Genomic DNA, 23,059 nt, shown 5'->3' on the forward strand with positions numbered 1-23,059 from the left:
CCCCTTTATTATAACAATATTTAAAATGAAGAAAGGAACACAGTCAATTTTGGATCGAGTGACTACTGTGGGAGCAGCGTAGGTATTAACAACAAAAATATTATAAAAATCAACAAAAATTTATTGTTTATCAATAAATAACATGTTAATATCTAAAAAACAATACTTATGAGAGGTGCTTTTCATGAAACCTGAAACACTATTTTTAAAGTTAGCAGTTGTTCTTATGGCATCACGATGGCGAATCTTTCTATATTGAAAAATGGAAAGGCAAAAGCGATTCGATTATCAACTCTAGAGGCGATTTGTAAATCATTAGAATGTCAGCCTGGAGATATTTTAGAATACAAAAGTGACGAAGACAGTCAAAGGTAAGAGAGCTTGATTAATAAACATTGTTGAGGAAAGTAGGACTTAATAGACAATTATTAAGGGAGGTATAATCATGGACAGTAACAATTTAATTATTGAAAATATTGCTAATCCCCATGAGCTGGAGAGAATGTTTAGAAATGACCCCAAAGCCTTTAAAAAGTCATTCTCAGACGCATGGGAACAAAATCCTGATTCTCAGGTTCTTGGCATTTGGTATGAAAGATTGCATTTCAAGGAGACAGCACATTCAGAAAAATCTTCCTTGCTTCAAAAAGGTTTCTTATTCATGGGCATTTTAGCCATTCTGGCCGGGATAAGCACCAGAATCATTTTCCATTTTGTCGAACAGGAAGCAATTGCTCCAATTAACCTGGCTTTTGGTATAATTCCCTTTATTGCTGCCTATTTTGTTTACAATAATACTCCGAAAAAAAGTGTTATTTATTCCCTTGCAGCGTTGTTCCTAATTTCCGGGTTTTATCTTAATATGCTACCATTAAATTATAAAGACAGTATTATCCTTGCTTATTTACACCTACCCATATTCTTATGGGTATTGGTAGGGCTTGCATTTACAGGAAATGAATATTCAAAAGGCAGTACAAGATTAGCCTATATTAAATTTAATCTGGAATATTGTATTCTCTACGCCAGCATGGCAGTTAGCGGAATGGTGCTAGCGGCATTAACCATGCAGTTATTTAGCTTTGTTGGCTTGGATATAGAAGAATTCTATTTTAGTAATATCGTTTTATTTGGTGCTGCCGCTCTCGCTATTGTGGCTGCATACCTGGTATCAATGAATCTTAAACTTGCTAAGAATATTACACCATATATAGCTAAAATTTTTAGTCCTCTTGTCCTTGTCACATTGTTGGTCTATCTTATAACGGTTATATGGGTCGGAAAAAATCCATTCTTGGACCGCAATTTCCTGATAGCCTTCAACGGAATACTCCTCGGTGTATTGGCCGTTACCATATTTTCTATTACCGAAAGCGACTCAGACGAGAAAAAGAACATTTCAGATTATATAAATTTTTCCTTAATTGTTCTTGCGCTTATCATTGACAGTGTGGCTTTGTCAGCCATCGCGTTCAGACTTTCTTCTTATGGGATTACACCAAACAGACTTGCTGTTTTAGGTGTAAACATACTTATCTGGGGAAATCTTATTTGGATTATGGTCTCATATATGCGTTTTCTACAAAACAAGACCGGACCTTCACCCATCCAAGATGCGGTCACTAAGTATTTGCCAGTTTACGGACTTTGGGCGGCTTTCGTTACATTTACTTTTCCTTTCTTTTTTAATTAGAAAGGCTATATTAATGTAACGGATGTTGATCTTCCTTATAAACACCAAAAATGAAAAAGTTATACTCATAACTTTTTCATTTTTGGCTTTTTATTTTTCTAAAAAAACCTCATTTACTTATGGTAAGGTTCACCTTTAATAATCCGAAAAGCTCGATATACTTGCTCCACCAACACCAATTTCATCAATTGGTGTGGCAAGGTCATTTTTGAGAATGACAGCTTTTCATCAGAGCGCTTCATCACGTCTTCATGCAGACCGAGTGATCCTCCGATGACGAACGCGATTTTGCTGCGACCGTATGTCATGAGTGACTGTAAATCATCCGCCAGTTGTTCAGACGATTTCATTTTGCCCTCGATTGCCAATGCGATGACATAAGTGTCCGCTCCGATTTTTGCCAAAATGCGTTCGCCTTCTTTTTTCTTGACGATTTCCATGTCAGCATCACTTAAATTTTCCGGTGCTTTTTCGTCTGCCACTTCAATTAAATCTATTTTTGCGTAACTTCCCAATCGTTTTGTGTATTCTTCAATGCCCATTTTTAAGTACTTTTCTTTTAACTTCCCAACGGAAATTATTGTGATATTCACAGGTTATCCACCTTTACACTTTATTTACAAACACGCTATCCACAGAAGTTATACACATATCCACAACCACAAACTATATATAGTAGGCAATCATTCGTTCGCCACTAAATATATTGCAGCGACATCACAGTAATCGCATTTTGTGGATATCTTTTCTTCATCTGTGAGTTCCGTTAAAATCGGGAAGGTATTTTGCTCAGCCACAAACATGTCCAATGCATGTTCTATATGGGTTTGACAGCATTTAATTTTCATTTTTCTTCATCCTTTCGATTTTCGAACAATTCAATTAGTTATACACAATTCACACAACTTTATCCACAATCTATTTTAACAAACAAAAAGCGAGTAGGAAAGGTACGGGTTCGCACCTTCTACTCGCTGTGTAAATGTTTTGTTAATATAAAATTGTTATCCACAATTCTTTTTGGTCATCCACAACATTGACGAACCTTTTTATAGAGCTGAATTGTCTTTCAATTCTAAGGTCGCTTCTATCAGTTGACCTTTACGATACACTTTCACTTTCAAATCGTCACCGATTTCTTTTTCATTGTATAAGTGTTTACGTAAATCGACCATGTTCTCGATTTTTTCTCCATCCATCTCAACGATTACATCATATTGTTTCAATTTCGCTTTTTCCGCTGCTGATCCTTCTATTACTTGGTCAATGACCACTCCTGTTGAAACTTCTTCCGGTAAACGAAGTGTATCTCTCTGGTGGTAAGCAGAAACGTTGGTCACATCGACTAATGTTACACCCATTGAAGGACGTTTCATTTCGCCGTATTTTTCAAGATCTTCAATGACAGGAATGGCAGAGTTAATTGGAATCGCAAGGCCAATTCCTTCGACTGTCGCCTGAGATATTTTCATGGAATTGATTCCTATCAATTGACCAGCTAAATTGACAAGTGCCCCACCACTATTTCCTGGGTTGATGGCTGCATCCGTTTGCAATACTTCAGCCTGCCAATCAATTTGGTTATCTCCATTTAAATCAACCGGAATTGCACGGTCTTTACCGGAAACAACACCTGTCGTTACGGATCCTGAAAAATCCAGACCAAGTGGATTACCGATTGCAATAACCGTTTCCCCTTGTTTCAACGAATCTGAATTTCCAAATTCCGCAACTGTTGTCACTTTTGAAGCATCCATTTCTAAAACAGCTAAGTCTGTCCAAATATCGGCCCCAAGTAATTTGGCATCCACTTTGGCTCCGTCTGCCAATGTCACTTCTATTTGAGTTGCACCTTCAATAACATGATTGTTGGTAACAACGTATGCTTTATCTCCTGATTTTTTATAGATGACACCTGAACCTGTTCCCGCTTCTTGTTCTTCACTGGTTGGTCTCAAGAAATCTGACGTGGATTGAATGTTCGTCACGCCTACAACTGCGTTCGCTGCCTTGTCGACTGCAGATGTGACATCAGTAGTTATATCCGCAGATAATTGCTGAGTAGTTGAAGACACAGCTGAGTCTTTGCCACTTACCTCGGTTCCACCAGGCATCATGCCAACGAGCGAAGGAAGCATCAACCAAACGACTAATGCCCCAATCATAACCCCGATGAGACCACTGAAAAAGTAGCCACCTTTACTTCCTTTTCTAATAATCCTCGTTTGTTGTTCTTTTTGTGGATCTGATGGTATTTGATCGTAGTAACCCATAGATAATCTCCCTTTCTGTTATTCGATACCTTTACTTTACCTAATCAACATTAAAATTAGATGAAAATGAATTTAAAACTTGCTCAAAATGAAGAAAAGCGTAAAGGGCCACTCAAGCTCGACGCCATGAAATGTGTAACAGGACAATGCGCTGGAAGGATGAAAGGATTTATGCCTTACTGACCCCTAAATGGACCCGCGAGCTGGTCTTGGAGCTAGACTCTACTTTGTTAAATAAAATAGAGAAAAAAAGCATCAAAAAACCCCACAAAATTGTGGGGTTTAGATAGTCACTAATTCAGTGGCTTTATTGGCATCTGTATCAAAAAGATTCAAATATTCACCGGTAATAATTCCGCATGATTCAAGTGTTTGAGTAACACTCATTCGTGCGAGGTCTTTCATGTTATTATCTTTACTCAAATGAGAAAGATAGATACGTGTTGGTTTTTCTTCGACAACTTCGCTCATTGCGACAGCGGCATCTTCGTTTGACACATGTCCTACGTCGCTTAAAATCCGGCGTTTGACCGACCACGGGTAACGCCCCATTTGCAGCATTCCTACGTCATGATTGCTTTCGAACACAAATGAATCTGCACCTTTGATATGACCCTTCATCCGGTCACTGACATATCCAGTATCCGTGATTAACACCAGTTTACGTCCATTTTCATGAAATACGTAAAACATTGGATCCGCAGCATCATGGGAAACGGCGAACGATTGAATGTCTAGTGAGCCGAATGTTTTTACAGTCTCCATATCAAAATGAAAACGTTGCTCGAGTGGAATGTTTCCGACAAGATGTTCCATTGCCATCCAGGTCTTGGCATTGGCATATATGGGAACTTTATATTTACGGGCGAGAATTCCAAGCCCTTTTATGTGATCACTATGTTCATGCGTAACCAAAATTCCGCTCAAGTTTTTCACATTGCGGTCAACAGAGGCGAACAACTCCTCCATTTTACGTCCACTAAGACCAGCATCCACTAAAAATGAATGTTCTTCGTTTTCAACGTAAATGGCATTTCCGCTACTGCCGCTTGCTAGAACACTAAAACGCATGATGAAAACTCCTTACTCTTCTACTTTTTCCTCGGACTCTTTGTTAAATTCGATAATCTTTCCTTCTACGGCATTTACAAAATAGTCTTCCTTCGAGCCATCTTGTAATTCTACACGAACTCGCCAAGTCGGTGCAAACACTTGTGTTTCCGTCAATTGAACGAGTGTGGAATATCCTAAACTGATTTTTGTAATCGTCGAATTTGGTTTCAATAAATTCCGTGTATATAATACTTCAACTGCTTTTTCATCCGGCAATAGATTTTCGGTTTGCTCAAAATCATCTTCCAACTTTTCGAAGGCCGTTTGTTCATATCTATATACTTCATTATCTTCATTCCAATAAATTGTGAGAAGCGCATTTTGGTTAAAGAAGATTTGGCGATTATTGATAGTTTGGAAAAACACTGCTTTTTTAGCTTTTGCATCAACCTCATACAAGTCGTATGACGAGCCTTCGAATACATGCGTATTAACAAAGTCCTTGAGTGTTGCCGGGTCTTCTAAACTTGCTAATACCACTGGTTTTTTAAATGTGGCTACAAGTTCAGTACGATCAAATATTTCAAAGGTTTGATTATCCAATGTTTTTAACTCTTCAGGAGAGTAGACACGAATGTTGCCGGAAACATATGATTCTTTCAGTGTATTTTCAGGCGCACTCTCATAACGAATGTTATCCGCTTGCAAACGTTCTTCAATTGTTGTTTCACCCAGCACTTCGACTTCCTGTGCTTCATTGTAACGATTTATATATAGTAAATACAAAAATATGTTTAAAATAGAAAACACGATAATGAAGATGGTTTTTGTTTTATTCCAATCCAAACTTCCCACCTCCTAAAACATCAGGTGAAATGCGAGACCACTGATTGTTTGATAAATAAAACCAAGATGGTTCCAATGTCAATAATCGTCTTTCGTCATCGCGTGTTAAATAGTAGCCCGTGGTAATTTCATCGATATTGTTAAAATCAAGTTCTTTCACGGTTTTCATGACACGTGAAGCTTTCTCACCTGAAGGCAACGTTGAAATCACGGTATCAAATGCCAACGACAGATCAAGCGTATAGTAAGGTCTCCGATAGCGATAAATCCCGGGGTCTCCCCAAAACGCCGTTATTTTTGTAGATGTTTCATCACTGAATACGGGATATCCCAACAAATACAATTGGTAATCTATTTGCTGCTTTTCCGGGTTGATACTTGCAAAACGAAATTCATCTGTCCAGCCCCCGTGTTCATTTACATAATCCAAGCTATCAAAAATCAACTTAGATGGCTCGGCTGGTACAAAAGTTTCAGCAGAAGGATTCACAAAACTTAATGTGCGTTCAAGCAAGTTCACATTCATTAATGAGGTTCCATCCGAATATTCTTCATTTGTTGCGCCTACAGGACTTTGACGAACTAGATTTGGGTCACTGAACAGGGCGTCCCTGAAGCGATTGGGATCTATTTCTTGCAGGTAATATGTGTAACGGATACTTTCCACATCTTTTGCTGTAACAAAAAGTGAAGACCTTCCTTTTCGTTCAATTTCCGTGAACTGTGTAAAATTAGCCGTCGGTGATACTACTTCTTGCTTCAATAAATTCATATCAACATTACCTGCAATTGCTGAATACAGTTTTTTGGATTTTGAACTGGCAAAGTAGATTTTCAGTTCATTATTATCAATACTATTCCAATTGACAATTAAGCGATCAAATTCATTTTCAGGTATGTTTGTCATCGAAAATGGCAAAATGATATCATATACCGGAAACGGCACATCATCCGGGAAGAATAGGGTAAAGCGATCAGGCGCATGAATCAGTTCATTTAAATCCATTTCACTTAAATTATTGTTCTCTAATTTCAACTCACTGACTTCCCAGCCCTTCATGACATTAATAACACGATCCAAGTCAAACGGAGACATAGAACCAGTCATTTTGTTTTCCCGACTCGCTATTATTTTATATGGTTTGATTACATCATCTACACGTTTTTGATCTGCAATTGATATATTGAGTACCGGTGCTTGTTTAATGGTTTCATAGTTCGGTGTATAGGTCCATATTGTAAACGTCAGTGTCACACTTAAAACGACAAGCAAGGTGAGGACAATCGATTTAATTTGCTCTACATACTTCAATCCCATTCACCTGCCTCATCCAACTCAAATGGCAACGTAAAGAATATCGTCGTCCCATGTCCTTCTTCACTCTCTGCCCAAATGGCTCCACCGTGTGCTTCAATCATTTCCCGGGCAATAGCTAGTCCAAGTCCTGAGCCCCCCATTGACCTTGCACGCGCACGGTCCACACGATAAAAACGGTCAAAAATTCGTTCTACATTTTCTTTTGGAATTCCCATGCCATCATCCGATACCATCACTTTTAAGAATCCTTCTTGCACAATAATGCCAAAACGAATATTACCGCCATCCGGCGAATATTTTAAAGCATTCGAAATGATATTATCAATGACTTGTGTTAATTTATCAGCATCGATTTCCACAAAGAATTGTGAATCTGGCAATAATCGTTGGAAATGAACTTGTTGTGATTTCGACATTTCAAAACGATCGATGATTCGATTGAAGAATTTAATGAACTCAACAAACTCTTTATTCAAATCGTAAGAACGGCTGTCCATTTTCGATAACTGTAACAGGTCATTAACCAAACGAATCATACGCTCAGTTTCCGTCTGCGTAACATTCAGGAATGAAGGTGCTAATTCCTGGTCTTGCCACGCGCCATCCGCAAGGGCTTCTAAGTAGCTGCGCATCGTCGTTAATGGTGTCCTTAGTTCGTGTGATACGTTGGCTACGAATTCACGACGCTCCATATCAATTTTCTCTTGTTCGGTATTGTCATGAAGAACTGTAATCAGGCCATTTACGAATCCTGTTTCTTTCTGAATGACCGAGAAATTTGCGCGCAGAATATACGGACGTTCTGGTGAACTGAAATCCAAGTTAATGGACTCTTTCATATGAATTAAATCTTCAAATGTATATTCCACTTCTATTCCAAGAACGGATGAAATGGGACGATGCAATACCAGTTCTCTTGATACTCTCAACAGTCTCAGAGCTGGATCATTGATTAAAATAATTCGCCCTTTTCGATCCGTTGCAATTACGCCATCCGTCATGTTAGAAAGGACTGACGCTAGTTTGCGTCGTTCACCTTCCGTAGTGGACTGGGCTTCTTGCAGACGGTTGGTCAAGTGATTGAAGGCAATTGCCAATTGCCCAATTTCATCATTTCCGTAAACGCGCACTTTACGGGAGAAGTTCCCTTTTGCCATAGCCTGTGCTTGTCTACGCATATCTGAAATCGGCCGTGTGATGGTCTGGGCAATCAAAATCCCCAAAATGATGGTGATGGCAAGTGACATCGCTGTACCACCAGCAAGAATTCGGTTAATTTCATTCATCTGCTCAAAAACTGTTTCGATATTTGATTCCAAGTAAATCGTACCGAGTACTTCACCTTGATCTATTATAGGTGAAGTGAGAACCCAAATACGATCGCCTTTTTTTAATGAAATTTTATTGTCTGGTGTTTCAGAAGATATGGATCGACGGACCATCGCATCTGTTGAACGTTGACCAACAATGGATTGATTGGTCGTTTCGGATGTTGCTAGAATACGAAAATTGGGATCAATCACACTAATTTCATTAATATCTTCCGAACGGATACTGAATAGAACAGAACGTAAACTTTGCTCTAAAGTAGGGTCTTCTTCTCCCCGCTTCTTTATAATTTCTTCACGCACACTAAACTCCACCAAATCCACTCGTTCTTCAATGGATTTGGTGAAGCTTGCTTTAAGCGTTTGTTCTAATTCGCGCGCAAAATATATTCCTATGATTTCCATTGCCAATATAATAAGCAATATATAAACAAGGACAATTTTGACGTGAATTGATTTAAAAAAGCCAACCTTTTGCATTCTGTCTACTCCTGTTCAGGATTACGCAAATAATACCCTACGCCGCGACGTGTCACAATCCATGCAGGGTGACTTGGGTTATCCTCAATTTTTTCACGAAGGCGACGAATGGTTACGTCTACAGTACGAACATCTCCAAAATAATCATAACCCCATACAGTTTGCAGTAAATGTTCGCGTGTCATCACTTGACCGATATGTTTTGCCAAGTAATGTAGCAATTCAAACTCACGGTGTGTCAGTTCAATTGATTCCTCTCTTTTCAAAACTAAATACGCATCTGGCTGAATAATTAATGAGCCAACCGCAATATCATTTGACGCATCTTCTGCATCTTCAGATTGTACGGTTTGATGGCGACGCATATTGGCTTTCACACGGGCAATCAATTCACGCGTACTGAACGGTTTAGTTACATAATCATCTGCACCTAATTCCAAACCAAGTACTTTATCAATTTCCGAGTCTTTCGCTGTCAGCATGATAATAGGAAAATCGTGTTTTTTACGAATCTCACGACAGACTTCCATTCCATCCCGGTTTGGTAACATAATATCTAGTAACATCAAATCGGGTTTGATTTCTTCTGCTTTTGCTAAAGCTTCATCCCCGTCATAAGCACAAACGACATTGTAGCCTTCTTTCTTTAAATTGAATTGTAGAATGTCCGCAATCGGTTTCTCGTCATCTACTACTAAAATTGTTTTACTCATTGTTCGTCATCCTCTCTTGCCATCTATCTATTTAAATATGAATTGACCTCTTTATACTACTTACTCTATCACGCTTTACTATGTTACGCACCTATCGACTAGAGGAATCAGAATGTTGAATATTTCCCGGGTAATATTTCGACAAGATTCTTAGATAAACTAACACTCTATTGTCGATGAATATAAAAAAACGGCCAACTCTGTCGAATTGACCGCTTCCGCGTATATTATTTGTTTAAAAACTTAAGAGGATTTACGTTTACACCATTATGTTCTACTTCAAAGTGTAAATGTGTTCCAGTAGATCTACCTGTTGACCCCATTACACCTATTTTTGAACCGACAGGAACAGTTTGTCCTACGTTAACATTAATTGATGCTAAATGAGCATATGTTGTTTCATAACCATTTTGATGATCAATAACTACTTTGTTACCGAATGTACCATCTGCTCCAGCAAATTTCACAACGCCGTTATCAGCTGCTTTAATTGCAAAGCCGTCAGGACGTGCAATATCGATTCCACGGTGCATTCGTCCCCACCGTTGACCCATCCCGCTAGATATGTAGCCACCTTCTGCCGGCCATGCGAACATACCTGACCCTCGTGATGGAACGACTTTAGTACCTTTTAAGATAATATTGTTTGTCACTTCTTTTACTACTGCTTCATCTTTAATTGATTTGCCCACGCGTGTCCCGTTATTCTCACGGATAACGTATGTCATTTCTTTGGCACCATTGCTGCCTTCTTGAATGACTTTGGAATCCCCTTTAAGCATATCTTTCGATTCGCGTACTTGGTTTTCAAATTGAATGGCTTCTGTCACTCTTTTCTCGCGAACAACTTCAATGTTCACTAAAGGTTTTAAAGCTGTTACCTTCAATTTTTCTCCAATTTGAAGAACGCTATTTTCGTTGACACTTTTGTTCAGCTTTGTTAAATCCGCTGTAGTTAAATCATGTTTTGCTGCTATTTTGCTGAATACATCTCCAGATTGTACGGTATATGTTTTCTCTTCCAAAGTACCTTTTTGAAGGTAATCTACTGCTTGATCAACAGTTAAAACCTTTTCTGGTTTTGCTTGTTTCGTAACACCTGAAATTGATTCTTTTAAATTTATATCCAAAACACGTGTTTCATTGTTCTTTAATGGGGGTAAAGAATTGTTAGAATCTTTTAGATTTTCCAATTCGGTGAGTTCTTTTTCAGAAACGGTCTGAAGTTTCAGTTTGCGGATTACTTCATGATATGCTTCCAAGTCTTTGACGTAGACGGCAATCTCGTCATTGACCGACAAGGCAAATGCATCCGCTGTGACAGTTACCAGATTGTCCAGCTTGTCTAATGTTTCCTTATCATTTGTTTCTGCATTAAAAACTTGTTCTGAGATGATGGATAAATTGGAGCCACTTAGATTTAGATCTTTGTATTGGGAGCTTGACTCAGTAATTTTTTCATTAACAAGCTCTTTTACTGCTTTTTCATCTGAAACCGTACCTACATATTCGTCATTTGCATATATATGAAAAATTTCTTGTAATTGACTGTCTTCTTTGTCTTTTGCAAAACTGATATTAAATGTAAAGCTTGAAGCAAGCACTGCTGTTATGGCTGCTTTTTTCATTATATTTGATGTGCGGTTTGGCTTGCGGTCGGATGAAATCTTATCCCCATCACCAGTATTCCTTTTCAAATGCATGATAAAGCCCCTCTCAAAATTTCATCCGTAAAACGAATGGTTCTTTTTATTGTGAAAAATTTCACGCCCCTTTAATTTAACATATCCTTTTTAACACTGGTAAAGAAATGTCATTTTGTAAAGAAAATGACTCATTCTTACCATCAATTGCATTTAATTGTTTTATTTTGTAAGTTTACACAGGCTTTTCTCTTAAATCCATTGAAGATTCAACATATTTTTTCTATCTTTCGACCCTTCTCATTCATATTTCATGTACTTTTTTGTCATTTTTGTAATAATAATAGCGTTCTTCTATCGAATATCCTTAATATAGGGTAAAATAAGAGTATTCAAGGCGAAATGAGGTATCCCATTTGACAGACGAACAACAAGAGAGAAATGCCAAAATAAAAACCGCATACGTACATCGTCGGGCTTCCAAAACCGTAATAGCGAAGCGCATCCTCATGATTATTATTGGTGCCGTATTTATGGCAATGGGCATTGAGTTATTTTTGGTACCAAATCATTTATTGGATGGTGGAATTGTCGGTATATCCATTATCTTGTCTCACCTGACTGGTCTTCAAATTGGATTATTTATTTTCCTATTAAACATCCCCTTCTTTTTTTTCGGGTATAAACAAATTGGGAAAACATTTGCACTTTCTACTGTATTAGGAATTACGGTTCTTTCTATTTGTACATACTTTTTACATCCAGTTGCACGTTTTACTGATGACTTGTTACTTGCTACCGTCTTTGGTGGCATTGTACTTGGCATTGGTGTCGGTCTTGTCATTCGCTACGGTGGCTCATTGGACGGAACTGAAATTTTAGCTATTTTGTTCAGTACGAAAAGCGTTTTTTCCGTCGGGGAAATCATTATGTTCTTCAATTTGATAATCTTTACTGTCGCTGGTTTTGTCTTTACTTGGGAGCAAGCTATGTATTCCGTACTCGCTTATTTCATCGCTTATAAAATGATCGATATTGTCATTCAAGGCTTTGATGAATCCAAATCGGTTTATATTATTAGTGATCTTGTAGATGAAGTCGGCGAAGCGATTATGGATCGTCTCGGTCGCGGAGTCACTTATTTACATGGAGAAGGCGCATACACAGGTGATGATAAAAAAGTTATTTTCACCGTTATTACACGTCTGGAAGAAGCAAAATTAAAAACAATCGTGGAAGATATTGATCAACAAGCGTTCGTCGCCATTGGCAATATTGCTGAAGTACGCGGTGGACGATTCAAGAAACGTAATATTCACTAATATGCACTCTATATAAAAATGCGCTGCCCAATATTGGGACAGCGCATTTTTTAATTGGGTCATTCCATTGGATATACCCTTCCCTGGTCGGGTGGGAAGGTTTTCTGTAGATTACGGAGAGTGATAATAAACGCGACATGAACACTGAGCGTCAACACAATAATAGCTACCGCAACTGTAGACTGAACATCCTGTTTCATATTAATTAAAAACGACTGAATAAACGTTGAAGTGAGTGTTATGGTCATATAGACAATCATAATTTTTTTAATGCTATTCTGTTTTTCAGCCGCTTCAATTGGATAATCCACTTCATGCATCAGCATTCTGAATACATAATACATCAAAATTAAGTCAATCAGCGTGACACTAAAGCCATATACCAGCCAAGATGTACTGTTAACTTGCATTTGAGTGAGTACTTCCCCTGATAAAAACAGTGTAGGAATGGATAGAGCCATCAGGACAAAAGCAGTTATTACAGCTTTTTTAGCATTCGCCTTTCCTGCGGCAAGTTGATGAATGCCTGATGCGATCAAAATATATCCCAGTGGGTCAGGAAGAAAATCGAAAAAAATATGAACGTCCAGCAAAACCAATAAAAACCCGGCAATCATATACTTGAATGCTCTTCTATTTGCCATCTTTCACCACTTTCTCCACCATGCTCCGTAGATCTTCATCTGTAAGCTGTGGAATATGATGCAAGGGAAATGAAGCCGTAAAAGACTGTCCAGCAGCCGTTTCCCCTTCCCATGGAATCCATGCATCGATTGCCTTTTTATTAGTCGGCTCTATTTGTATGTATAAGCCGACACTACCTTGTGGTTCCAATACGATGGGCCAATTGACGTCTTTGGCAAGAGGTTGTTTTACATCGCTCCAATTAGGCATAACTTCTGCTTGATAGATAGGATCGGGAACTCGGCCTTCTTCTCCTTCATAATGTACTTTCACTTGAACATCCTTCGCAATATTTTCAGGCACAACGAATTCTTTCATTTTTAACTGCTCTTCTGCAGAATATATGCTGGAATGAAGACCGTCTGAAGTACTTCCAGTCGATATGCCCTTCAATTTAGGATCTTGTCTGAGCGTTGACGGCGTGATTCGAATTTCTCCGATGTCAAAATGTCCAGCCGTTCCGTCACTGAATTGTAGGAATACATTGGTCCCTATATAGGTCTTATCTTCTTCGCCTTCAAGAGACAGCATGGATGGGTCAAATTCAGCTACCAGTAGAAGATGTTGATTGAACTCCTGTACGACATTTGGTGAGTTGTATATCGAATTCTGGTTTCCATGTAACCACATGTCATTGCTCGGTGAGACGTTTGAGAGCGAGAATCCATCCACTTCAATCGTTTGGAGAATTGCTGGATTGTTTTTATTGGTCAAATAGTAAATGTTGAATAGATGTGTCTGGTCCATTGGTCGTTCGATATAATGTTCCAGAACAATGGGTTCATCCAAAAATTTCGCCTCGTAATTGGTTATATTAATCGTCCAAGCCACAATGATTGCCAGCAGTGCTCCCCAAAACCAAAATCTCTTCATTTATTTTCAACCCCAAATCGTATGAAAATTCACATTACTTTTACATACGAAAAAGAACGGGAAAAGTTTCCTTTTCCCGTTCAATAAAATTTAGCGCCAAACGCTCGCAATGATATTTGTTTGATTTCGATCTGGTCCTACTGAGAAAATCGAAATTGGAACACCAGTTAATTGTGAAATGCGTTCCAGGTAGTGTCGTGCATTTTCCGGAAGCTCATCGAGTGATTTACAAGATGTCACATCTTCGTTCCAACCTGGCAATTCTTCATAAACAGGTTCACAGTCAGCCAGCATACGTAAGTTTGCTGGGTATTCCGTAATCAGTTCCCCGTTGTAACTGTAAGCTGTACAAATCTTCACTGTTTCCAAACCAGTTAACACATCAATCGAATTGACCGTTAGATCTGTTAAACCACTAACACGACGTGCATGACGTACAACTACACTGTCGAACCAACCGATGCGACGTGGACGACCAGTTGTTGTACCATACTCTTTACCGACTTCACGAATTTGATTGCCGACTTCGTCAAACAATTCAGTTGGGAACGGACCGTCTCCAACACGAGAAGTATATGCTTTACATACACCAACCACATGGTGAATTTTCGTTGGTCCGACTCCGGCACCGATTGTAACGCCACCTGCTACTGGGTTAGATGATGTTACAAAAGGATAAGTACCTTGGTCGATATCTAGCATAACGCCTTGTGCACCTTCAAACAGTACGCGGCGGCCTTCATCCAATGCATCGTTCAATACTTTAGATGTATCTGTTACGTACTTCGCAATTTCTTGCCCGTAGCCGTAATACTCTTCAAGAATTTCTTCTTTTGTAAAACCTTCTGTCTCATAGAACTTATCGAACAAACGATTTTTCTCTTCTAGATTACGTTCAAGTTTTTCTTCAAATACTACTTTATCAAGTAAGTCGGCCATACGAATACCTACACGTGCTGCTTTATCCATGTAAGCCGGTCCGATTCCTTTACCTGTAGTTCCAATCTTGTTTTCACCACGACGAGCTTCTTCCACTTCGTCTTGCTTCAAGTGGTAAGGTAAAATGACGTGTGCGCGGTTAGAAATACGTAAGTTTTCTGTCGTTACCCCACGTTCATGTAATCCTTTTAACTCTTTCACTAATGCTTTAGGATCGACAACCATACCGTTACCGATTACTGAGATTTTGTCTTTATAAAAAATACCTGATGGAATCAAGTGAAGCTTATACGTTTCTCCACCGAAAATAATGGTGTGTCCAGCATTATTCCCACCTTGATAACGTGCAATTACTTCTGAATTCTCGGATAGGAAGTCGGTAATTTTCCCTTTACCTTCGTCTCCCCATTGTGTTCCTACTACTACAACTGATGTCATAATCAGCACCTCCGTCAGACGCTGTCACGCGTCCTGAATCAAACAGTGTTATTGTATCAACTGAAACGGCTGAAGTCAACCAAAAACAAGAAAAAACACGAACGGAAAAATGTTTTCAGACATTTATCGTTCGTGTTTTTGCATCAATCACAATTTAGAGATATTTGCTGCTAGGCTATTCTTGATGTCTAGCTTCAAGAGCCAGTGTCGAGCTTGAGTAGCGCTTTCTGCTTGGGCCCACAGGATGTGGGTCATGAAGGCATTCCGACACGATGTCGGGACCTTAGCCTTCTTACATTAGTAATCCGGGGTAGGTTGTTGGTGCTGGCTCCAGTCAATGTTAACGAATTTGTTGAACTCTTTAACAAAAGCCAGGGTTACCGTCCCTGTCGGACCATTACGTTGTTTTGCGATGATGATTTCAATCATGTTTTGATTCTCGGTTTCTTTATCGTAGTAATCCTCACGATATAGGAACGAAACAATATCGGCATCTTGCTCAATACTTCCGGATTCACGTAAATCGGACATCATAGGACGCTTGTCCTGACGTTGTTCCACGCCACGGGAAAGCTGTGACAAGGCGATAACTGGAACTTGGAGCTCACGAGCAAGGGATTTTAATGAACGGGAAATTTCCGATACTTCTTGCTGACGGTTTTCTTTCCCATTCCCGCTTCCTACAATCAGTTGCAAGTAATCAATCAAAATCATGCCAAGTCCATACTCTTGTTTCAAACGACGGCACTTCGAACGGATTTCATTAATCCGAATACCCGGTGTATCGTCAATAAAAATACCTGCGTTGGATAAACTCCCCATCGCCATTGTTAGTTTGCGCCAATCTTCAGCAGTTAATGCACCTGTACGTAAAACTTGGGCATCAATATTTCCTTCTGCACACAGCATACGCATCACAAGCTGCTCAGCACCCATCTCCAAACTGAAGATGGCTACGTTCTCTTCTGTCTTCGTTGCTACGTTTTGCGCTACGTTTAACGCAAACGCTGTTTTACCAACAGACGGACGTGCTGCTACAATAATTAAATCGTTCCGTTGGAAACCGGCTGTAATACGGTCTAAATCACGGAATCCTGTGGGAACTCCTGTTATATCGCCCTTACGTGAATGGAGAAGTTCAATATTGTCATACGTTTGAACAAGTACATCTTTAATGTGCCTGAAATCACCCGCATTTTTTCGATTGGAAACTTCCATCATTTTCTTTTCGGCTTCAGATAACAAGGCTTCGACTTCGTCTTCACGCGTAAAGCCATCTTCGACGATATTGGTTGCTACGCGAATTAATCGTCGCAGTAACGCCTTTTCTTCAACAATCCGTGCATAATGTGCGATGTTTGCGGCAGTTGGTACTGAATTTGCAATTTCCGATAAATACGAAAGTCCACCGACATCTTCAAGTTCTTTTTTCGATGCCAACTCTTCAGTCACTGTTACAACGTCAATTGGTTTTCCTTGATCACTGAGGCGGTTCATCGTTTGGAAAATCTTCTGATGTGCCACGCGATAAAAGTCTTCGTATTGCAGAATTTCTGCTGCCGTAATGAGCGCTTGAGGCTCTAAAAAGATGGCCCCGATCACGGACTGCTCGGCTTCTTGGTTGTGAGGGGGTATCCGGTCCATCATGGGCTCGCTCATTAACGTCTCTCCTTACGCTTCTTCTGTTACGTGTACTTTCAATGTTGCTGTTACTTCTTGATGTAATTTAACTGGAATGTTTGTATATCCAAGACCACGAATGGCATCGTCCAATTCCATTTTACGTTTGTCGATTTTAATACCTGTTGTTTTCTGAAGTTGTTCCGCGACTTGTTTCGTTGTTATCGAACCAAACAAACGGCCACCTTCACCTGATTTTGCTTTTAGTTCTACCGTAATTTGCTCTAACTTCTCTTTTAACTTTTTCGCTTCTTCATGCACTTGTTCTGCATGTTTATCTTCTTTGCGTTTTTGACCATCTAATGCGCTGATTGTCGCTTGATTAGCTTCAGTCGCCAAATTGTTTTTCAATAAAAAGTTATGCGCATAGCCATCTGCTACATTTTTGATTTCGCCTTTTTTCCCTTTGCCTTTAACATCTTTCAAGAAAATTACTTTCATGTTATTTGGCCTCCTTCGACAATTTCAATGATTGCTAATTTTAGTTGTTCAATGGCACTTTCAATCTCCTTATCATGAATCTGACAAGCAGCATTGGTTAAATGACCACCGCCACCGAGCTTCTCCATAATTAATTGGACATTGATTTCACCCATAGAACGGGCGCTGATGCCAACGTCTCCATTATTTTTTCTTGCGACCACAAATGATGCAGAAACATCCTTCATTGTCAGTAAAATATCTGCGGTTTGTGCTATAAGCACCTGGCTATAGGAATTTGTTTCTTCCCCATGTGCTATCGCAATGCCTTCTCGGAAAAACTCAACTGTCTGGATAATTTTAGAACGTTCAATATATGTTTCAATATCTTCTTTTAGTAAGCGCTGAACTAGCACCGTGTCCGCTCCGTTTGTACGTAAATACGAGGCTGCTTCAAACGTTCGTGCACCCGTTCGAAGGGTAAAGCTCTTCGTATCGACAATTATACCGGCAAGCATTGCAGTTGCTTCTAGCATCGTTATTTTATCATGTTTCGGTTGATATTCGAGCAATTCCGTTACAAGCTCTGATGTTGATGATGCATATGGCTCCATGTAAACAAGCATTGTATTCGAAATAAATTCTTCTCCACGGCGATGATGATCGATCACTACTATTTTTTCAGCTCGATTTAACAGTTTTTCATCAATGACCATACTTGGTTTATGCGTATCCACGACCACAAGCAATGTACGATCGGTTAATTTAGATAAAGCTTCTTCGGGTGAAATAAACCGTTCAAATAATTGTGGCTTGTTTTTCACTTCTTCCATCAACCTGGTCACACTTTGGTCGAGTTCATCAAAATTAACGACGACATAGCCATTGATCTGGTTCATCTCTGCCATTTTACGTACGCCGACAGCTGCACCGATTGCATCCATATCGGGCAATTGATGCCCCATGACAAACACTTGATCACTATCCTGAATTAAATCACGCAGCGCATGAGAAATGACGCGCGCCCTAACTCTCGTTCGTTTTTCAACCGGGTTGGTTTTTCCACCGTAAAATTTCACTTTTCCACTTGGTTGTTTAATGGCTACTTGATCTCCGCCACGTCCCAATACCAAATCCAGACCCGACTGCGCAAGTTGGCCAAGTTCTACCAATGAAGATGACCCGGCACCCACACCGATACTCAGTGTTAACGCCAAATTCAATTTGGAGGTTGCTTCTCTAATATCATCCAAAATAGAAAACTTCGTTTTTTCAAGTTCCAGTAATATGGATTCATTCAATACTGCAAGGAACCGGTCGGATGAAATTCTTTTGACATAAATGCCATGTCCCGCTCCCCAATTATTGACAAGCGACGTTACTAAACTATTTAACTGACCGCGAGTCTGGTCATCCATTCCTTGTGCCAGCTCATCGTAATTATCAATGAACAGCACGCCAATTACGCTGCGATCTGAATAGTAAAGCGTCTCAATTTCTGTTTGCTCGGTGATATCAAAGAAATAAAGAAGTTTTTCTTCTTGTTTGTAAAATACTTTAAATTTCTTACCGGACAAACTGACTGTCTGCTCTTTATTATCTTCTTGCTTTACAAGTGAATGGAATTCATCTGACAACGTAAATAAATCTTCACCAATAAGTGAATCAAATTCAAGCTCTCTCAACATGTACGGGTTCGCCCATTCAATGGTCCAATGTTCATTGACCAATATAATTCCAATGGGCATTTCAAGTAATGCTTCTTCGCCAACCCGTTTCATGCGATAAGAAAGTGTTTCAATATGTTTTTCCGTCTCTTCGTATAAACGTTTCTCCATTTGCCAGCCAATGACCAGAACAATGAGGAAAAGAGCAGCAACAATGCTTCCTATCCACATTTGCCAGTATAGGAGCAAAAAAGCGCTTATTAGGCCGAGCAATGATAGAAAAAATAAAGGGACACGAATGGGTCTTTTTCTAAAGAATGCTGACATTTGTTCAGCTCCTTACTTTTTGTTCTTGTCTTTGACAAACGAACGAATGTTGAAACCTAAATCGAATATGCCTAATAACACCGTTAACGATTGTAAGGGAAACGCTAAAAATGTTGCAACAATTGCAATCCATTTCGGCCATCCTTTTTCATGGATGTAAAAATGGATGAAAGATATTCCCTGTAAAGTAAGCAATACACGGAGCATCATAGTTACGTTGGCTAATACCATAAAAGCAAATGTTCCCTGAGTTAATTCAACAAATAAAGTTACGACCATGACAATCATGTAGTACCATAATATGGATTTCGGTAACCGCATGTGTCTAATTGCCGGAAACTTTGGTACGTCCAAGCCTAATTTTCGCAAAACTGGCAACTGGATATTGATGAATACAAATACAAAGCAGAAAACTCCAAGTATCAGGAGAGTTGGCATGACAGTTTCGAACATGAATAAAACATCCGAAATGGTCTGATCGTAATTTTTAGGTAAAGTATTATAACTTTCCAGGAACGTACCCAATTGATCATATTGATCTTTCGTGTATACTAACATTTCTTTCACAGGATTGAATTTGAAGAGCAGTACAAGGATTACATATTCAATGACGATGCTTACTATCAAGACAATCGCCGAAGCCATTAACATGAACAGCTTACTTTTCTTCAAACGAATCGTATCTCCGATAATAAAACCGAGCAAGACATGAATCAAAGCAAAAGGTATGGCCATTAACCCTCCAATGAAATAGGAAATACCCATACTTAGTACAACAACATAAATAGAAGCAGCCCGACTAAATTTCGCACTATACCAAGCTATTGGCAGAGCGAGAAAGAGTATTGTAATCAAGTTCAGCACAGGCACATAAAAAGAAACAGCCAACAAAATAGAAAACAGCGCAATTATCATTGCACCTAATGTCAGCTGTTTCGTTTGTTCATTCGGCATTCAAAATCCTTCCTAACTTAAAAAACATGTATTCACTATCAGTTGTCCCAATCACATAGTTATTATCAAAATAGTCTACTGAAGCAATTTATCAAAGCTGTTTTACTACTTCTCTAATTTCATGAGAGAATGGACAACTATATCTTCCTATTGTATCATGTCGGACCAGTTGCAACAAAAGTTCCAAATGATAATGATTTTGGCACATAAGAAATGCTCAAAGTGCGATGTCGCACCGCCTTTATAACGATCCACCTGTGCCCAAGTTTAGATGCGAGCTGGCAATTAGAGCTAGACATAACGTATCTCGAAAGAATAAGAAACATTGTCAAAAATTCATACTTTCTTATAATATAAAAAAAGACCGGTTTCCCGGTCTTTTAAGCGTTCAAGAGCATTTCTTATCTCTCTTCAGTAGAGAATGGAAGTAATGCCATGATACGTGATAATTTGATTGCTGAAGTCAGTTTGCGTTGGTATTTCGCGCTTGTTCCAGTAACTCGACGTGGAAGAATTTTTCCGCGTTCTGATACGAACTTTTTAAGCAAATCAACATCTTTATAGTCGATATGCGTAATATTGTTAGACGTGAAATAGCAAACCTTTTTGCGTCTTTTGCCTCCGCGACGTGGTGCCATATCGTTTCGCCTCCTTAGTGTTTGGTTTTATTTTGGGTGTGCGTTAAAGTCAATTCGCTATCTGGCAATGTCTAGCTCCAATGGCCAGACCGTACCTCCGTTTCACCACTTCATTCGAAAACGGGTTTTCGATTCGTTGGTTCCAACGTCGGAGTCGGTCTATCATGGCCATCTACGCTTTTCTAATTAGAATGGTAAATCGTCGTCTGATACTTCGATTGGGCCGCTTCCAGAAGAGAAAGGATCTTCATCTACACGTGTATAGTTTTGCTGATTTGGTGATTGATTCTGTTGATAAGATGGATATTGATTGTTTTGGTTTGAACCGCCACCATAAGGTTGTCCTTGTTGTGGACGATCTCCGCCAGAACTATTACGTGGTTCAAGGAATTGAACACTATCAGCTACAACTTCAGTCGTGTAAACACGCTTTCCATCTTGGCCTTCATAGCTCCCAGTTTGAATACGCCCTTCTACACCTGCCAAACTACCTTTTTTAAGGAAGTTTGCTGTGTTTTCAGCTGGCTTTCTCCAAACAGTACAGTTAATAAAATCCGCTTCCTTTTCACCTGACTGGTTAGAGAATGAACGATTTACAGCTAGTGTAAAACGCGCAACTGCTACACCACTTGGTGTATAACGAAGCTCCGGATCTTTTGTCAGTCTTCCGACTAATACGACTCGGTTAATCATCAGAATACAACCTCCCTCGTCTGCAAGTTGTTTCGAGTATACTCGATGCTAAATTCTTATTTATCTTCTACGTTGACAGCTACAAAACGAATAATATCTTCGTTAATGTTAGCAAGACGGATGTATTCATCGATTGCTCTTGAATCAGCGTTTGCTTTCACGATTTGGTAGAAACCTTCGCGGAAGTCATTGATTTCGTAAGCTAAGCGGCGTTTGCCCCACTCTTTAGACTCGATGATTTCAGCACCATTCGTAGTCAAGATATCGTCGAAACGAGCTGTAAGAGCTTTTTTCGCGTCATCTTCGATTGTTGGTCGAATGATGTACATTAATTCGTACTTTTTCATCTTTTTGCACCTCCTTATGGACTTAGGCCTGACTGTTGACAGTAGGCAAGGAGCAAGTAACGTTCATTACTCACATCAATTGATTGTAACACACGCAATGACCACGTGCAACTACTGATTTGGTAGACAACTTAGGCTTTTCAGCTATACTACCTATTATGAGGTGAGAATAATGAAAGATTTCGATACACCCACTAAAATCATTGATTTGGACATTCAAAAAATCGGCAAAACAAGCTTAGTATTAACGGTCGTCTTAAGCGTGTTACTTTTGCTATTAACAAGTATTGTGCATCAAGATTTTGCATTTGAACCATCCTGGCTCGGATTGCTCCTATTCATCATTGGCTATATCCTATTAATCGTTTTGCATGAAGCAGCACATCTAGTCGGCTTTGTCATTTTTGCTAAAGTTCCATGGCGCTCGCTTGACTATGGCTTTAATTTGAAACTGGGTGTTGCCTACGCGACAACTACTGAACCTATTCAAAACAAAGCGATGAAAAGTGTATTAATCCTGCCATTTTGGACAACAGGCGTATTACCGGCCGTCATTGCTATTTTCATTAATAGTCCGCTTCTCGCATTACTAGGTGCCTGGCTGATTGCTGGTGCCGCTGGTGATTTTGCCATGATTAAAGAATTACGGACTGTACGCGATGATGCTTGGATCAAGGATGACCCAGAACGACCAAAATTATATGTGTTTGAACAACAATAAAGCTGCTTC

23 protein-coding genes are annotated in these 23,059 nt (G+C 39.3%); 4 read left to right on the forward strand and 19 right to left on the reverse strand.

What is annotated here, in order from left to right; translation table 11 throughout:
* The first annotated feature begins 237 nt into the window (after nucleotides 1-237).
* Both AC1DSK_RS09635 and AC1DSK_RS09640 read left to right on the forward strand, forming a co-directional pair.
* Nucleotides 238-375, forward strand: coding sequence for a helix-turn-helix domain-containing protein (locus tag AC1DSK_RS09635; protein WP_402853184.1), 138 nt, complete (start codon nucleotides 238-240; stop codon nucleotides 373-375).
* 70 nt (nucleotides 376-445) lie between these two features.
* Entirely contained in the window at nucleotides 446-1,693 is a 1,248-nt protein-coding gene (locus tag AC1DSK_RS09640; RefSeq protein WP_477547871.1) for a DUF4153 domain-containing protein, read from the forward strand.
* A gap of 113 nt (nucleotides 1,694-1,806) precedes the next feature.
* Here AC1DSK_RS09640 and rlmH read toward each other — a convergent pair whose 3' ends face one another.
* From rlmH to AC1DSK_RS09685, 9 genes are all read right to left on the reverse strand, one after another.
* A complete protein-coding gene (gene rlmH / locus AC1DSK_RS09645) occupies nucleotides 1,807-2,286 on the reverse strand; it encodes a 23S rRNA (pseudouridine(1915)-N(3))-methyltransferase RlmH (RefSeq protein WP_477547872.1) in 480 nt (159 codons plus the stop codon).
* 90 nt (nucleotides 2,287-2,376) lie between these two features.
* Nucleotides 2,377-2,541 carry a CxxH/CxxC protein gene (locus tag AC1DSK_RS09650; RefSeq protein WP_016428905.1) on the reverse strand — a complete coding sequence of 55 codons (165 nt, stop codon included), beginning with the start codon at nucleotides 2,539-2,541 and terminating at the stop codon, nucleotides 2,377-2,379.
* A 201-nt stretch (nucleotides 2,542-2,742) separates the two neighbouring features.
* Entirely contained in the window at nucleotides 2,743-3,966 is a 1,224-nt protein-coding gene (locus AC1DSK_RS09655; protein WP_477547873.1) for a S1C family serine protease, read from the reverse strand.
* A gap of 282 nt (nucleotides 3,967-4,248) precedes the next feature.
* Nucleotides 4,249-5,037 carry an MBL fold metallo-hydrolase gene (locus tag AC1DSK_RS09660; RefSeq protein ID WP_016428907.1) on the reverse strand — a complete coding sequence of 263 codons (789 nt, stop codon included), beginning with the start codon at nucleotides 5,035-5,037 and terminating at the stop codon, nucleotides 4,249-4,251.
* Between the two features lie 12 nt (nucleotides 5,038-5,049).
* On the reverse strand, nucleotides 5,050-5,874 hold the full coding sequence (locus AC1DSK_RS09665) for a two-component system regulatory protein YycI (protein WP_477547874.1): 825 nt from the start codon (nucleotides 5,872-5,874) through the stop codon (nucleotides 5,050-5,052).
* Nucleotides 5,852-7,183: a YycH family regulatory protein gene (locus AC1DSK_RS09670; protein ID WP_342542584.1), complete on the reverse strand. Its 1,332-nt coding sequence runs from the start codon at nucleotides 7,181-7,183 to the stop codon at nucleotides 5,852-5,854. The genes AC1DSK_RS09665 and AC1DSK_RS09670 overlap by 23 nt, the downstream gene beginning before the upstream one ends.
* The gene (gene walK / locus AC1DSK_RS09675; protein ID WP_477547875.1) at nucleotides 7,174-8,991 is read right to left on the reverse strand and encodes a cell wall metabolism sensor histidine kinase WalK; all 1,818 of its coding nucleotides are present in this window, start codon (nucleotides 8,989-8,991) and stop codon (nucleotides 7,174-7,176) included. Before walK ends, AC1DSK_RS09670 begins: the two co-directional genes overlap by 10 nt.
* A gap of 5 nt (nucleotides 8,992-8,996) precedes the next feature.
* A complete protein-coding gene (gene yycF, locus AC1DSK_RS09680; RefSeq protein WP_016428911.1) occupies nucleotides 8,997-9,704 on the reverse strand; it encodes a response regulator YycF in 708 nt (235 codons plus the stop codon).
* Nucleotides 9,705-9,931: 227 nt separating this feature from the next.
* The gene (locus AC1DSK_RS09685; protein ID WP_477547876.1) at nucleotides 9,932-11,407 is read right to left on the reverse strand and encodes a peptidoglycan DD-metalloendopeptidase family protein; all 1,476 of its coding nucleotides are present in this window, start codon (nucleotides 11,405-11,407) and stop codon (nucleotides 9,932-9,934) included.
* 356 nt (nucleotides 11,408-11,763) lie between these two features.
* On the opposite strand from AC1DSK_RS09685, the gene AC1DSK_RS09690 reads away from it, so the two are divergent.
* Nucleotides 11,764-12,669: a YitT family protein gene (locus AC1DSK_RS09690; protein ID WP_477547877.1), complete on the forward strand. Its 906-nt coding sequence runs from the start codon at nucleotides 11,764-11,766 to the stop codon at nucleotides 12,667-12,669.
* Nucleotides 12,670-12,728: 59 nt separating this feature from the next.
* Here the strand turns inward: AC1DSK_RS09690 and AC1DSK_RS09695 are convergent, their stop codons facing one another.
* From AC1DSK_RS09695 to rpsF, 10 genes are all read right to left on the reverse strand, one after another.
* Nucleotides 12,729-13,313 (reverse strand): hypothetical protein, encoded by a 585-nt coding sequence (locus tag AC1DSK_RS09695; RefSeq protein WP_477547878.1) that lies wholly within the window; start codon nucleotides 13,311-13,313, stop codon nucleotides 12,729-12,731.
* A complete protein-coding gene (locus AC1DSK_RS09700; protein WP_477547879.1) occupies nucleotides 13,303-14,226 on the reverse strand; it encodes a hypothetical protein in 924 nt (307 codons plus the stop codon). Before AC1DSK_RS09700 ends, AC1DSK_RS09695 begins: the two co-directional genes overlap by 11 nt.
* A gap of 90 nt (nucleotides 14,227-14,316) precedes the next feature.
* Nucleotides 14,317-15,603, reverse strand: coding sequence for an adenylosuccinate synthase (locus AC1DSK_RS09705; protein ID WP_477547880.1), 1,287 nt, complete (start codon nucleotides 15,601-15,603; stop codon nucleotides 14,317-14,319).
* Nucleotides 15,604-15,900: 297 nt separating this feature from the next.
* Nucleotides 15,901-17,262, reverse strand: a complete 1,362-nt coding sequence (dnaB, locus tag AC1DSK_RS09710) for a replicative DNA helicase (RefSeq protein WP_016428917.1) — start codon at nucleotides 17,260-17,262, stop codon at nucleotides 15,901-15,903.
* A gap of 12 nt (nucleotides 17,263-17,274) precedes the next feature.
* Nucleotides 17,275-17,724 (reverse strand): 50S ribosomal protein L9, encoded by a 450-nt coding sequence (gene rplI, locus AC1DSK_RS09715; RefSeq protein WP_016428918.1) that lies wholly within the window; start codon nucleotides 17,722-17,724, stop codon nucleotides 17,275-17,277.
* Complete coding sequence (locus AC1DSK_RS09720) at nucleotides 17,721-19,697, reverse strand: DHH family phosphoesterase (protein ID WP_477547881.1); 1,977 nt, start codon at nucleotides 19,695-19,697, stop codon at nucleotides 17,721-17,723. Before AC1DSK_RS09720 ends, rplI begins: the two co-directional genes overlap by 4 nt.
* 12 nt (nucleotides 19,698-19,709) lie before the next feature.
* A complete protein-coding gene (locus AC1DSK_RS09725) occupies nucleotides 19,710-20,651 on the reverse strand; it encodes a YybS family protein (RefSeq protein WP_477547882.1) in 942 nt (313 codons plus the stop codon).
* A gap of 401 nt (nucleotides 20,652-21,052) precedes the next feature.
* On the reverse strand, nucleotides 21,053-21,289 hold the full coding sequence (rpsR, locus tag AC1DSK_RS09730) for a 30S ribosomal protein S18 (RefSeq protein WP_016428921.1): 237 nt from the start codon (nucleotides 21,287-21,289) through the stop codon (nucleotides 21,053-21,055).
* Nucleotides 21,290-21,475: 186 nt separating this feature from the next.
* Nucleotides 21,476-21,982: a single-stranded DNA-binding protein gene (ssb, locus tag AC1DSK_RS09735; RefSeq protein ID WP_016428922.1), complete on the reverse strand. Its 507-nt coding sequence runs from the start codon at nucleotides 21,980-21,982 to the stop codon at nucleotides 21,476-21,478.
* A gap of 56 nt (nucleotides 21,983-22,038) precedes the next feature.
* Nucleotides 22,039-22,329, reverse strand: a complete 291-nt coding sequence (gene rpsF, locus AC1DSK_RS09740; protein ID WP_477547883.1) for a 30S ribosomal protein S6 — start codon at nucleotides 22,327-22,329, stop codon at nucleotides 22,039-22,041.
* Between the two features lie 172 nt (nucleotides 22,330-22,501).
* Between rpsF and AC1DSK_RS09745 the strand changes: the two genes are divergently transcribed.
* Entirely contained in the window at nucleotides 22,502-23,050 is a 549-nt protein-coding gene (locus tag AC1DSK_RS09745; RefSeq protein WP_477547884.1) for a metalloprotease family protein, read from the forward strand.
* The last annotated feature ends 9 nt before the right edge of the window (nucleotides 23,051-23,059 follow it).

It is taken from the genome of Paenisporosarcina sp. P4_B8 (genome assembly GCF_056402175.1).

Bases quoted from the DNA above. Each gene is read 5' to 3' on its own strand.
- AC1DSK_RS09685 (WP_477547876.1), bottom strand. From the start codon at position 11,407: ATGCATTTGAAAAGGAATACTGGTGATGGGGATAAGATTTCATCCGAC.
- AC1DSK_RS09725 (WP_477547882.1), bottom strand. From the start codon at position 20,651: ATGCCGAATGAACAAACGAAACAGCTGACATTAGGTGCAATGATAATT.
- rpsF (WP_477547883.1), bottom strand. From the start codon at position 22,329: ATGAAAAAGTACGAATTAATGTACATCATTCGACCAACAATCGAAGAT.
- rplI (WP_016428918.1), bottom strand. From the start codon at position 17,724: ATGAAAGTAATTTTCTTGAAAGATGTTAAAGGCAAAGGGAAAAAAGGC.
- AC1DSK_RS09670 (WP_342542584.1), bottom strand. From the start codon at position 7,183: ATGGGATTGAAGTATGTAGAGCAAATTAAATCGATTGTCCTCACCTTG.
- yycF (WP_016428911.1), bottom strand. From the start codon at position 9,704: ATGAGTAAAACAATTTTAGTAGTAGATGACGAGAAACCGATTGCGGAC.
- AC1DSK_RS09700 (WP_477547879.1), bottom strand. From the start codon at position 14,226: ATGAAGAGATTTTGGTTTTGGGGAGCACTGCTGGCAATCATTGTGGCT.
- AC1DSK_RS09650 (WP_016428905.1), bottom strand. From the start codon at position 2,541: ATGAAAATTAAATGCTGTCAAACCCATATAGAACATGCATTGGACATG.
- AC1DSK_RS09705 (WP_477547880.1), bottom strand. From the start codon at position 15,603: ATGACATCAGTTGTAGTAGTAGGAACACAATGGGGAGACGAAGGTAAA.
- AC1DSK_RS09720 (WP_477547881.1), bottom strand. From the start codon at position 19,697: ATGTCAGCATTCTTTAGAAAAAGACCCATTCGTGTCCCTTTATTTTTT.
- rpsR (WP_016428921.1), bottom strand. From the start codon at position 21,289: ATGGCACCACGTCGCGGAGGCAAAAGACGCAAAAAGGTTTGCTATTTC.
- ssb (WP_016428922.1), bottom strand. From the start codon at position 21,982: ATGATTAACCGAGTCGTATTAGTCGGAAGACTGACAAAAGATCCGGAG.
- AC1DSK_RS09745 (WP_477547884.1), top strand. From the start codon at position 22,502: ATGAAAGATTTCGATACACCCACTAAAATCATTGATTTGGACATTCAA.
- AC1DSK_RS09640 (WP_477547871.1), top strand. From the start codon at position 446: ATGGACAGTAACAATTTAATTATTGAAAATATTGCTAATCCCCATGAG.
- AC1DSK_RS09695 (WP_477547878.1), bottom strand. From the start codon at position 13,313: ATGGCAAATAGAAGAGCATTCAAGTATATGATTGCCGGGTTTTTATTG.
- AC1DSK_RS09635 (WP_402853184.1), top strand. From the start codon at position 238: ATGGCGAATCTTTCTATATTGAAAAATGGAAAGGCAAAAGCGATTCGA.
- dnaB (WP_016428917.1), bottom strand. From the start codon at position 17,262: ATGAGCGAGCCCATGATGGACCGGATACCCCCTCACAACCAAGAAGCC.
- walK (WP_477547875.1), bottom strand. From the start codon at position 8,991: ATGCAAAAGGTTGGCTTTTTTAAATCAATTCACGTCAAAATTGTCCTT.
- AC1DSK_RS09660 (WP_016428907.1), bottom strand. From the start codon at position 5,037: ATGCGTTTTAGTGTTCTAGCAAGCGGCAGTAGCGGAAATGCCATTTAC.
- AC1DSK_RS09655 (WP_477547873.1), bottom strand. From the start codon at position 3,966: ATGGGTTACTACGATCAAATACCATCAGATCCACAAAAAGAACAACAA.